9 protein-coding genes are annotated in these 10,825 nt (G+C 75.5%); 6 read left to right on the top strand and 3 right to left on the bottom strand.

The features are described from left to right. The first annotated feature begins 26 nt into the window (after positions 1-26). Together ACFU7Y_RS02425 and ACFU7Y_RS02430 are read left to right on the top strand one after the other, a co-directional pair. Positions 27-815 carry an SDR family NAD(P)-dependent oxidoreductase gene (locus tag ACFU7Y_RS02425; RefSeq protein ID WP_224280820.1) on the top strand — a complete coding sequence of 263 codons (789 nt, stop codon included), beginning with the start codon at positions 27-29 and terminating at the stop codon, positions 813-815. A 114-nt stretch (positions 816-929) separates the two neighbouring features. After that, positions 930-1,535 carry a TIGR03086 family metal-binding protein gene (locus tag ACFU7Y_RS02430; RefSeq protein WP_224280821.1) on the top strand — a complete coding sequence of 202 codons (606 nt, stop codon included), beginning with the start codon at positions 930-932 and terminating at the stop codon, positions 1,533-1,535. A 4-nt stretch (positions 1,536-1,539) separates the two neighbouring features. On the opposite strand, the gene ACFU7Y_RS02435 is transcribed toward ACFU7Y_RS02430, so the two are convergent. The 3 genes from ACFU7Y_RS02435 to ACFU7Y_RS02445 form a co-directional block, all read right to left on the bottom strand. Beyond that, complete coding sequence (locus tag ACFU7Y_RS02435) at positions 1,540-2,679, bottom strand: alpha/beta hydrolase (protein WP_224280822.1); 1,140 nt, start codon at positions 2,677-2,679, stop codon at positions 1,540-1,542. 105 nt (positions 2,680-2,784) lie between these two features. Further along, positions 2,785-3,252, bottom strand: coding sequence for a (2Fe-2S)-binding protein (locus ACFU7Y_RS02440; RefSeq protein WP_224280823.1), 468 nt, complete (start codon positions 3,250-3,252; stop codon positions 2,785-2,787). Positions 3,253-3,296: 44 nt separating this feature from the next. Next, positions 3,297-5,777 carry a molybdopterin cofactor-binding domain-containing protein gene (locus ACFU7Y_RS02445; protein ID WP_380766155.1) on the bottom strand — a complete coding sequence of 827 codons (2,481 nt, stop codon included), beginning with the start codon at positions 5,775-5,777 and terminating at the stop codon, positions 3,297-3,299. A 452-nt stretch (positions 5,778-6,229) separates the two neighbouring features. Here ACFU7Y_RS02445 and ACFU7Y_RS02450 point away from each other — a divergent pair, with 452 nt between their 5' ends. The 4 genes from ACFU7Y_RS02450 (at position 6,230) to ACFU7Y_RS02465 (ending at position 10,764) form a co-directional block, all read left to right on the top strand. Further along, positions 6,230-7,507 carry an MFS transporter gene (locus ACFU7Y_RS02450; RefSeq protein WP_380766157.1) on the top strand — a complete coding sequence of 426 codons (1,278 nt, stop codon included), beginning with the start codon at positions 6,230-6,232 and terminating at the stop codon, positions 7,505-7,507. A 95-nt stretch (positions 7,508-7,602) separates the two neighbouring features. Then, positions 7,603-8,373 (top strand): Mut7-C ubiquitin/RNAse domain-containing protein, encoded by a 771-nt coding sequence (locus ACFU7Y_RS02455; protein ID WP_224284228.1) that lies wholly within the window; start codon positions 7,603-7,605, stop codon positions 8,371-8,373. 94 nt (positions 8,374-8,467) lie between these two features. Further along, a complete protein-coding gene (locus tag ACFU7Y_RS02460) occupies positions 8,468-8,893 on the top strand; it encodes a cupin domain-containing protein (protein ID WP_380766159.1) in 426 nt (141 codons plus the stop codon). Further along, positions 8,890-10,764, top strand: coding sequence for a CocE/NonD family hydrolase (locus tag ACFU7Y_RS02465; protein ID WP_380766161.1), 1,875 nt, complete (start codon positions 8,890-8,892; stop codon positions 10,762-10,764). The genes ACFU7Y_RS02460 and ACFU7Y_RS02465 overlap by 4 nt, the downstream gene beginning before the upstream one ends. The last annotated feature ends 61 nt before the right edge of the window (positions 10,765-10,825 follow it).

The following is a 10,825-nucleotide window of genomic DNA, read 5'->3' on the forward strand; positions in this document are numbered from 1 at the left end:
GAAGCGCCGCGGACCAGGATCGAGTCATGTCCGAGATCGGAACCAGGAGTTCTGGAGATATGACGATGAACGGTGCGGCGGTGCTCGACGGCAAGGTGGCGCTGGTGACCGGCGGCAGCCGGGGGATCGGGGCCGCGGTCGCCCTGCGGCTGGCCGAGGACGGCGCCGACGTGGTGCTGACCTACCAGGGAGGTGCGGAGCGGGCCGAAGAGGTCGCAGCCAAGATCACCGCGATGGGGCGGACCGGCTGGGCCGTGCGGGCGGACAGCGCCGACCCGCAGGCGGTGCAGGGCGTGGTCGAGGCCGTCGCCGAGCGGTTCGGGAAGCTGGACGTCCTGGTGAACAACGCCGGCGTCGGCGTCCTCGGCCCGATCGGCGACCTCACACTGGACGACGTCGACCGGGTGCTGGAGGTGAACGTCCGGGCGCCCTTCCTGTACGCCCGGGCGGCCTCCGCGCACCTGGCCGACGGCGGGCGGATCGTCACCGTCGGCAGCTGCATCGCCCAGCGCGTCGCCTTCCCCGGCGCGACGCTGTACGCGACCAGCAAGGCCGCGCTGATCGGCCTGACCAAGGCGCTGGCCCGGGAGCTCGGGCCGCGCGGGATCACCGCCAACCTGGTCCACCCCGGGCCGATCGACACCGACATGAACCCGGCCGACGGCCCGTCGGCGGAGGCCCAGAGCGGGCTCACCGCGCTCGGCCGCTACGGCACCGGCGCGGAGGTCGCCGCCGCCGTCGCCTACCTGGCGGGCCCGGACGGCCGGTACGTCAGCGGCGCCGAGCTGGCGGTGGACGGCGGCTTCGCCGCCTGACCCGCGGTAGCGGCGGGCACGGTGTCGTGCCGGGCGGTTGTCGGCGCCCGCGCTTACGATCACCCGGCACGACACCGTGCTCCCGCACCGGGACCCCGTACCGAGAGGTGTGCCATGACCGCAGCGGAAGACCCGATCGGGCTGCTCGCCCGGGCCCTCGCGCAGACCGCCGGGCTGATCGACGGCACCGGCGTCGAGCTGGCCGGCCACCCGACGCCGTGCCGCTCCTGGGACGTCGGTGACCTGATCAGCCACCTCCTGCACGACCTGCGGCAGTTCACCGTACGGGCGAAGGGCGGGCAGCCGGACTGGTCGCGGCCCTTCGAGCGGGTCGAGGAGGACTGGCTGCACGCCTTCGAGGCCGGGGCGGAGGAGCTGGTCGACGCGTGGCGCGCGGCCGGTGACCTCGGGGGCACCCTGGAGGTCCCCGGTGTCGGCACCCTGCCGGCCCGTTTTCCGGTGGACCAGCAGATCGCCGAATTCGCCGTCCACGGCTGGGACTTGGCCCGAGCCAGCGGCCAGTCCACCGAGGGCCTGGACCACGAGGTCGCGCTCGCCGCGCTCGCCTGGGCCGGCGGCGCCCTCAACCCCGAGTACCGCGGTGCCGAGGAGGAGCACCACGCCTTCGGCCCCGCCGTCGCCGTCCCCGAGGATGCCCCGGCGTACGACCGGCTCGCGGCCTTCTTCGGCCGCGACCCGGCGGCGGCCCTCGCCCCGTAGCCCCCTACCCGCGGCTCCAGCGGAACCCGACCTCGGGGTAGCGCGGGGACGGGGCGTCGAGCAGCGGGGCGGGGCGGTCGCGGAGGAAGCGGTCGACGAAGGCCCGGACGTAGGTACGGGTGAGGGCGGTGGCGCGGTCGGGGGCGATGGTGCCGAGCAGAGCCGCGTAGACCTCGGCGGGAAGGCGGCCCGGCAGGTTGCCGGGGCCGGCGGCGTGCGGCAGGTCGGTGAAGCTGAGGTGGCCCGCGCCCAGGGTGCGCAGCTGGCGCCCCCACGCGTGGTGGTGCTCGCGCCAGCGCTGCCAGGTGTCGTGGTCGTCGATCGAGGTGAGCAGCAGGAACGGCCGGTCCAGCCCGAGCTCCGGGACGGGGGAGCCGAACAGGCCGCCGTCGAGGTCGAGGCCGATCCGGAAGCGCGGGTCCTGGCGCAGCGCCTCGGCGGCCGCGGCTCCGCCCATGGAGTGGCCGAGCACGCCGATCCGCCCCTCGTCGACCCGGAACGGCAGCCGGCCGCCGGTCAGTTCGCCGGTGACGAAGCGCAGGTCGCCGACCCGCACGGCGATCTCCTTGCGCTCGGCGGCATCCCGGTCCGGCGGGTCCTGCGACAGGACGCTGCGCACCAGCCGGCCGTCCGGGAACTCGACGGCGGCGGCGTCGTAGGTGTGGTCGACGGCCGCGACGAGGTAGCCGTGCGCGGCCAACTCCTCAGCCAGCGCGGTGCAGTTGCTGCGTCCGCCCGTGCGGCCGTGTCCGAGCAGCAGCAGGGGGAGCGGGCCGGGGCGGACGGGCGCGTCGGCGCGGGCGGTGGGGCGGACCCGGGCGAGGGTGCCCGGGTCCAGCGGCAGGACCTGCTCGATCGCGGCCGCGACCCGGGGGGTGGTGTAGGGGGCGCGGGGCCGGCCGGCGGTGCCGCGTGCCGGGTACCAGAGCTGCACCATCAGTTCGCGCGGGCCGGGGGCGGGCGCGAACGGGTCGAGCCGGTCGTGGTCGACCAGGTGCAGGCTCGTGGTGCCGACCGGCCGGCCGACGGTGGGCGCGGGCAGGTCGATGGTGCGCGGCGGTGCGGCCAGGGCGGGCCCGGCGGGCAGCAGGGCGGCGGTCCCGCCCAGGCCCGCGAGGGCGAGCAGTGAACGGCGCCTGATCATGCGTCATCCTTGCCGGCTCGGCGACGGGTCCGGTCAGCCTAGGTGGTCTGGTCCGGTGGCGCCAGAGCGCGGGGATGCGGGGGCGGCGACGAGACGGGGGACGGCTCAGGGCCTGGCGGCCTGCCGGGCGGCGGCCTGTTTGATCGCCTCGCGGATGCGCGGGTAGCTGCCGCAGCGGCAGATGTTCTGGATCTGGTCGATGTCCGCGTCCGTCGGGTTCGGGGTGTGGCGCAGCAGGGCGACGGCGGTCATGATCTGGCCGGGCTGGCAGAAGCCGCACTGGGCGACGTCGCAGGCCAGCCAGGCCTCCTGGACCGGGTGCAGGACCTCGCCGTCGGCCAGCCCCTCGATGGTGGTGACGCTGTGCCCCGCGCAGTCCTTGACGGAACGGGTGCAGGGCTGGAACTCCCGGCCGTCCAGGTGGCTGGTGCAGGCACGGCAGACGCCCACCCCGCAGCCGTACTTGGGGCCGGTGACGCCGAGCTTGTCGCGCAGCACCCAGAGCATGGGCATGTCGTCCGGGGCCTCGACGGTGACGGGCCGCCCGTTGAGGACGAAGGTGTGGGTGGACATCGGGAGTCGGGATTCCTCAGCTGGTGGTCAGAAGGTGCCGGTGGTCAGAAATTGATCGGGAAGGAGCGCGGGCCGGTGCCGGTCGCGCGGGCGTAGGCGTTGGCTACGGCGGCGGAGGCAGCCGGGACGCCCAGCTCGCCCGCACCGCCGGGCGGTCCGCTCGGGGGCATCAGGTGGATCTCGACCACCGGCGGGGTGTGCCGCTGCCGGGCGTAGTGGAAGTCGCCGTAACTGCCTTCCCGGAAGGCGCCGTTGTCCAGGTGGTTGCCGGCCTGCAGGATCACCGAGATGCCGTCGACCAGCGCGCCGGTGAGCTGGGCCTCCAGGCCCTTGGGGTTGATCACCCGGCCGACGTCGGCGACGACGACGGCCTTGGTCACCCGGGGGTCGGCCCGGTCGGTGGCGTCCAGTTCGACCAGGTAGGCGGCGCCGGCGCCGTGCTCGTCGTGGTAGCCGATGCCCTGGGCCTGGCCCGGGGGCATCGGGCGGCCCCAGTTGCCTCTCTTGGCGAGTTCGTCCAGCACCGCCCGCCCGGAGGCGCTGCGCATCCGGGCCCGGCGGAAGGCCAGCTCGTCCTGGCCCATCCGGCGGGCGAGTTCGTCCATCATGATCTCGTCGGCGACCCGGACGGTGCCCGAGTAGACCGAGCGCCAGCTGCCGGTGTGCAGTTCCAGGGGCAGCTCGGCGAGCAGCTGGGTGGGCACTCCGACGTCGTACGGGATCTTCTCGGTGAGCAGGAAGAACAGTTCGGAGGCGGTGAGCCCGGCCAGTGGGAGGTTGTAGCCGGCGGCGGTGAGCATGTCGCCGAGGCCGTGCCCGAGGTCGGTGCGGACGCCGGCCACGTGGTGCTCCCAGCTGAACACCTGGCCGAGGCCGTAGGTGGCGCGGATCAGGTGGTGGCTGGCCGGGCGCATCCGGCCGTGGCGCATGTCGTCGTTGCGGGTCCACATCAGCTTGACCGGGCGGCCGGCGGCCTTGGAGACCTGGGCGGCCTCCAGCGCGGCGTCGAAGAACAGCCGGCGGCCGAACGAGCCGCCGCCGCGCACCACGTGGACGGTGACGGCGTTCTCCGGCAGCCCGAGTTCGGCGGCGATGGTGCCCTGGGCGAGGATCGGGCTCTGCGCGGCGAACCACAGCTCGGCCCGGTTCGGCCGGACGTCGGCGATCGCGGTGAGCACCTCCATCGGGGCGTGGTTGACGAAGGCGAAGTCGAACTCCCCTTCCACGCGGTGGGAGAGCAGCGGCGGCGGGAGGGACGGCAGGTGGGCGGCGCGCAGCCGGGAGCGCACGTCGGCGTCGGACAGGCCCGCGACCGGCCCCGGGTTCCAGGTGGTGCGCAGTGCGTCGCGGGCCTTGAGCGCCTGGTCGAAGGTCTCGGCGAGGACGGCGACGCCGCTCGGGATCCGCACCACGCCGAGCACCCCGGGCATGGCGCGGGCGGCGGAGGCGTCGAGTGACCTGAGGGTGCCGTTGACGGTGTCCGGGCGGGCGACGACGGTGGGCACGGCGCCCGGGATCCGGAGGTCCCCGGCGTACTCGGCGCGGCCGGTGACGATGTCGCGGGCGTCGATCCGGCCGGTCGGCCTGCCCACCAGGCGCAGCTGGTCGGCGGTCTTGGGGACGGCCGGGACGGCGGGTGCGGCGACGGTGGCGGCCTCGGCGGCGAGGTCGCCGTAGCCGAAGCGGCGGCCGTCGGGGGCGAGGACGGCGGAGTCGGCGGTGCGCAGGGTGGTCGCGGGAACGTTCCAGCGCTTGGCGGCGACGGTCACCAGCCGGGCCCGGGCGGCGGCGGCCGCGGCGCGCACCGGATCGTACAGCGAGCGGATCGAGTTGGAGCCGCCGGTCAGCTGGTTGAACTGCAGTTCGGGGCGGGCGTCGGAGAGCGGGACGTCGACGTCGGAGAGCCGGGCGTCGAGCTCCTCGGCGACGATCATGGCGATCGCGGTGGTGAGGCCCTGGCCGACCTCCAGCCGGGGCAGGTGCAGCGCGGCGCGCCCGGCGGTGGTGACTTCGAGGACCAGCAGGTGCGAGGTCGGCAGCCCGGCGATGATCATCGCGTCGCCGAGGTCGACGATGTCCGGGATGCCGGGCAGGCCGATCAGCTGCTGGGGGAGGGCGGTCTCCCGGGCGGGCACGGCGGCCCCGGCGGGGGTCGGGGCGGCCTGCACGGTGGTGGGTGCGGCGGCGTCGAGGCCGAGGCGGGCGGCGACGGTGAGGGTGGGCGCGGCCAGCAGGTAGGTGAGGAAGCGCCGGCGGCGGGTGGCGCCGTCCGTCGCCCGGGCGGCCGGGGCGTCCGGGGCGTCCGGGGTGTGCGGGGCGTCCGGGGCGTCCGGGGCGTCCGGGGTGTGCGGGGTGGTCGGGAGGGCGTGGGCGCGCGGGTGTCCGGCGTCGCCCGGTTGGCCGGCGGAGTCCGAGGGGGCGATGGAGGTGCTGATGGGAGGACACCCTTCGAGCCGGAGACGGCGACGGAACGGGCGGGCGGGGCGGCCCCGGGCCGGTGCCGGATCGCGAACGCCGTTGAGCATAAAAGGGCGCTACTGACGGGTCAAACACGGTCAAAGTTGGCCCCTGGTCTGCGTGATCGCGGTTCTGTGACGGTCGGCGGGAGCGGATTCGGAGCGGGTACGGACGGCGCTTCGGGGGTGCGGGCGAGGCCGGGACGAGATCGCTTCGAAGGGTTGGGAGGCGCCAACTGGCGCCTCTCGCACGCGGGTTCAGGGGTCGGTCGGCGGTGCGGCGGCGAAGGGAATTGGCCCAGGGAATTCCTTGATCACTGGACCGGTCCACTGGGCCGGTTTTTCCCTAGGGTTGGGGGCGCACCGGAACCGGCGGTTGCGGAGACCGACTCCGCGCGCCGCCCGTCCGGGGGCCACGGACAGGGGTGACGGACCGTGAGTCGTCCACCCGCCGTGAACGCGTGCGGGTGACGGCCCGGCACGTCCGGCGGGTGACACCCGCGAACGAGTGAAGGAGGGGCATGCCGACCGACCGAGCCGCCCGTTGGGACGCCCTGCCGCCCGCCGGGCCCCAGCGGACCCTGGCCGCCGCCCAGTTGGCCGCCGCCGTGGGCGACGGTGCGTACTACACCTGCTCCGCGCTCTACTTCACCCGGGTGGTCGGGATGTCGCCGACCGCCCTCGGGCTCGGCCTCACCCTCGCCTGGGCGCTCGGCTCCGTCGCCGGCGTCCCGCTGGGCCACCTCGCCGACCGGCGCGGCCCGCGCCGCACCTCGGTGGCGCTCGCGCTCGGCACGGCGGCCGTGGTCGCCGCCTTCCTGGTGATCCGCTCCTACCCGCTGTTCCTGCTCGCGGTCTGCCTCTACGCCACCGCGCAGTCCGGTCTGACCGCCGCCCGGCAGGCACTGGTCGCCGCCCTGGTGCCGCCCGCGCAGCGCACCACCCTGCTCGCCCACATCCAGTCGACCCTCAACGGTGGACTGGCCGTCGGTGCGGCGATCGGCGGCATCGCGCTCGGCGTCGGCACCCGCGCCGCCTACCTGGCCGCGTTCGCCGTCACCGCGCTCGGCTTCCTGATCGGCGCGCTGGTCCTGCGCCGGCTGCCCGAAGCCCCGCCCGCGACAGGGCAGTCGGACGCCGGGCCGCGCCTGGCCGTGCTGCGCGACCGCCGGTACGCGGCCGTCACCGCGGTCAACGCCGTCCTGCTGCTGCGGATGCCGCTGCTCAGCCTGATCATCCCGCTCTGGATCGCCGAGCGCGCCCCCGGGATCGGCTGGCTCGGCTCGGCGCTGTTCGTGCTCAACACCCTCGCGGTGCTGGCCTTCCAGGTCCGGGCGGCGCGCGGCGTCACCGGACTGGACCCGGCCGCCCGGGCGGTCCGCTCCGCCGGCCTGCTGCTGCTCGGCTCCTGCGCCGTCTTCGGGCTGTCCGCGCTGGACGTGCCGGTCTGGGCGGTCGCCGCGCTGCTGGTCGCCGCCTCCGTCCTGCAGGTGGCCGGAGAGATGCGGCAGTCGGCCGGCAGCTGGCAGATCGCCTTCGACCTCGCCCCGTCCGGGCGGATCGGCCAGTACCAGGGCTTCTTCGGCACCGGTGTCGCCGTCGCCCGCACCCTCGGGCCACTGCTGCTCACCACGCTGCTGCTGGACGGGGGCCTGGTCGGCTGGCTGGTCCTGGGCGGGGTGTTCCTCGCGGCGGGGTACGCGATGGGTCCGGTCGCCCGCTGGGCGGCGCGGGACCGCGGTCACGAGGTGTCCCCGCCGTCGCCGGTGGGGGCGGGCACCGCACCGGGGACGCCCTGACGACGGGCCCCGCGCCGGGGCCAGACCCCGAACGCCGCAACGGCGGGCCGGAAACCCGGTGGCCCCGGCCCGCCGCCCGCTGGCATGCTGGCCACGTGGACCGACCCCAGATCTGGCTCGACTTCGCCCCCGAGCTGCACCTCTTCGTCTCCGCGCCCCGGCGGGCCGGCCGCACCGCGCTGCGCACCGACGGCACCTCCACCCTCGGCCACGTCGTCGAGTCCCTGGGCGTCCCGCTCACCGAGGTCGGCGGCCTGCTGGTGGACGGCCGGGCCGTGCCCGAGGCCCACGTTCCGGCCGACGGCGAGGAGATCGCCGTCCGGGCCGTGACCAGGCCGCAGCCCTCGCCCGTCCCGCCGCGCTTCCTGCTGGACGTCCACCTCGGCACCCTCGCCCGCCGGTTGCGCCTGCTCGGCGTGGACGCCGCGTACGAGAACCCCGACATCGGCGACGCCGCGCTGGCCGCCCGCTCGGCCGCCGAAGAGCGGATCATGCTCTCCCGCGACCGCGGACTGCTGCGCCGCCGCGAACTGTGGGCCGGCGCCTACGTCTACAGCCACCGCCCCGCCGAGCAACTGCGCGACGTGCTCTCCCGGTTCGCGCCGTCGCTCGCCCCCTGGAGCCGCTGCACCACCTGCAACGGCACGCTGCAGCCGGCCACCAAGACCTCGGTGCGCGAGCAGCTGCAGGACGGCACCGAGCGCTCCTACGACGCCTTCGCCCAGTGCACCGACTGCGGCCAGGCCTACTGGCGCGGCGCCCATCACGCCCGGCTGGAGGCGATCGTCACCGAGGCCGTGCGCGACTTCGGACGCTGCCAGGAGTCCGGGGAGGACCAGGGCCGGATCGGGGTCGTCTCAGGGTAGCCCGCTCTGGCGGGCGCCCGGGCGCCCGTGGTCCCATCGGCGGTGGGGGACGAGACCACGCTACTCGCTCGTACGAGAGAGGCCAGGTCGTCGCATGAGCAATCAGGCAGGTCAACAGCCCTTCCACAGCGCGCATACGGAGGGCGCGCCGGTGGTCACCGCCCCGGACGGGGCCGAGGTGCGCCCGCTGCTGGTACTGGCGGGCGCCGGAAGCCTCGCGGTCTTCGCACTCGCCCCCGGGCAGGTGACCCGCGCGGTGTCGCACGCCACCGTGCAGGAGTTGTGGCAGGTCACCGCGGGCAGCGGAGAGCTGTGGCGCCGCCAGGGCGGGCGCGAGGAGACCGTACGGCTCGTGCCCGGCACGGCGGTGTCGATACCGCTGGGCACCGCGTTCCAGTTCCGGACGGACGCGGACTCCGACGGGCCGCTGCGGATCACCGCCGTCACCATGCCGCCCTGGCCGGGGACGGACCGCGAGGCGCGGCCGGCGGAAGGTCCCTGGAAGGCGACCGTCCGATGAGGCGGGGGCTGCTGCGCCGCCCGCTGGCGGCGCTGGTCGCGGTCGCGGCCGTGCTCGGGCTCTCGGTCGTCCCGGCGGCCGCCGCCGGGCCTGCCGGGCCTGCCGGGCCTGCCGAGCCGCATCTGCGGTCGCGCTACGTCACCATGCCGGACGGGGTCCGCCTCGCCGTCGACGTCTACCTGCCCGAAGGCACCCGGGCCGGCGCCGGACTGCCCACCGTCCTGGTCACCCAGCGCTACTGGCGGGCCAGGGTCCGGCTCGGCGAACCCGGCGGCGCCAGCGGCGAGGCCGAGCAGTGGACCGCCCGTGGCTACGCCTACGTGGTCGCCGACCTGCGCGGCACCGGCGCCTCCTTCGGCACCCTCGGCTCCGAACTCGGCGCCGACGCGATCGCCGACAGCGGCCCGCTCAGCGACTGGATCGCCGCCCAGCCCTGGTCCAACGGCCGGGTCGGCACCACCGGCATCTCCTACGGCGGCGACACCGCGATGCTCGCCACCGCCCTGCGCAACCACCACATCACGGCCGCCGCCCCGATCTCCTACGACTTCGACCCCTACGAGGACCTGGTGCGCCCCGGCGGCGTGCTCATCGAACCCCGGGTCGCCCCGTACGCGCTGCTGCTGCGCATCCTCGACCAGGCCGGCGGCACCACCTGCGAGACGGACGAGCAGGCCAGGCAGCTCTGCGCGCACGTCGGCCTCACCGGACTCCAGCCCCGGCCGGTCGACGGCCCTGACGGCCAGGCCCTGCTCGCCGCCGCGCGCGCCGAGCACGCGAACAACGCCAACCTGGTCGAGATGGCGAACGCCGGTGCCTACCGCGACTACCGGGACGGCCCGAAGAGCTGGACGGTCGGCAGCGTCGGCGAGAAGACCGACGCCGTCGAAGCCGGCCGGGTGCCCGTCCTGACCCGCGCCGGCTGGCTCGACGCGGGCACCGCCAACGGGGCGCTCTCCCAGTTCACCGGCCTGTCCAACACCCAGGACGCCTGGATCGGGCCCTGGAACCACGGCGCCGGCTGGCTCGCCGACCCGTTCCGGCCCGCCCGCCCGCTCACCGCGCAGGAACACGACGAGAACGACCGGCGCGTGCTCGACTTCTTCGACCGCTACGTCCGGGGTGACGCCCGCCCCGACGGCCGGCGGCAGGTGCACTACTACACCTTCAACGAGGGCGTCTGGCGCACCACCTCCCGCTGGCCGGTCCCGGGCACCCGCACCCAGCGGTTCCATCTCGGCGAGGGCGGCACGCTCGACAGCCGACCGGACGACCGCCGCACCGGCTCCGACCCGCTGCGCCTCGACCCGACCGCGGGCACCGGCCCGCTGGACCGCTGGAACACCAACCTCAGCGGTGACGAGGTCAGTTACCCCGACCGCGCCGCCGTCGACGCCAAGCTGCTCAGCTACACCACCGCGCCGCTGACCGCCGACACCAGGGTCACCGGCAACGGCAAGGTCACCCTCGACGTCACCGGACTGGCGGGCTCGGCCCGCGGCGCCCTGCACGTCTACCTGGAGGACGTCGCGCCGGACGGCCGGGTCACCTACATGACGGAGGGTCAACTCGCCCTGGCCGACAGGGCGGTGGCCGACCGCGAGGACAACCCGGACTGGCGCCGGCTGCGCACGCCGCGCAGCTACGCCGCCGAGGACGCCGAGGACTTCCCGCGGGGCCGCGCCCAACGCGTCACCATCGACCTCCAGCCCGTCTCGGTACTGTTCCGCTCCGGCGAGCGGATCAGGCTCACCGTCGCCGCCGCCAACCCCGACTCCTTCCAGCTGCTCCCGGCCGACGGGCGGGCGAGCTACCGGATCGGCTGGGGCGGCGACCGGGGATCGGCGCTGGAACTGCCGGTCGTGCGCTGAGGTGCGCCGTACGGGGCGCCCGGCCGAGGCCGGGCGCCCCGGGGCGCGTCCCGGGCGGCCT

Origin of the sequence: Kitasatospora sp. NPDC057542 (assembly GCF_042801945.1) — a bacterium.
In the GTDB taxonomy this organism is placed as follows: Bacteria; Actinomycetota; Actinomycetes; order Streptomycetales; family Streptomycetaceae; genus Kitasatospora.

What these genes read in the sequence shown, in the direction of transcription:
- ACFU7Y_RS02425 (WP_224280820.1), top strand. Translation starts at nt 27, where the DNA reads ATGTCCGAGATCGGAACCAGGAGTTCTGGAGATATGACGATGAACGGT.
- ACFU7Y_RS02430 (WP_224280821.1), top strand. Translation starts at nt 930, where the DNA reads ATGACCGCAGCGGAAGACCCGATCGGGCTGCTCGCCCGGGCCCTCGCG.
- ACFU7Y_RS02435 (WP_224280822.1), bottom strand. Translation starts at nt 2,679, where the DNA reads ATGATCAGGCGCCGTTCACTGCTCGCCCTCGCGGGCCTGGGCGGGACC.
- ACFU7Y_RS02440 (WP_224280823.1), bottom strand. Translation starts at nt 3,252, where the DNA reads ATGTCCACCCACACCTTCGTCCTCAACGGGCGGCCCGTCACCGTCGAG.
- ACFU7Y_RS02445 (WP_380766155.1), bottom strand. Translation starts at nt 5,777, where the DNA reads ATGCTCAACGGCGTTCGCGATCCGGCACCGGCCCGGGGCCGCCCCGCC.
- ACFU7Y_RS02450 (WP_380766157.1), top strand. Translation starts at nt 6,230, where the DNA reads ATGCCGACCGACCGAGCCGCCCGTTGGGACGCCCTGCCGCCCGCCGGG.
- ACFU7Y_RS02460 (WP_380766159.1), top strand. Translation starts at nt 8,468, where the DNA reads ATGAGCAATCAGGCAGGTCAACAGCCCTTCCACAGCGCGCATACGGAG.
- ACFU7Y_RS02465 (WP_380766161.1), top strand. Translation starts at nt 8,890, where the DNA reads ATGAGGCGGGGGCTGCTGCGCCGCCCGCTGGCGGCGCTGGTCGCGGTC.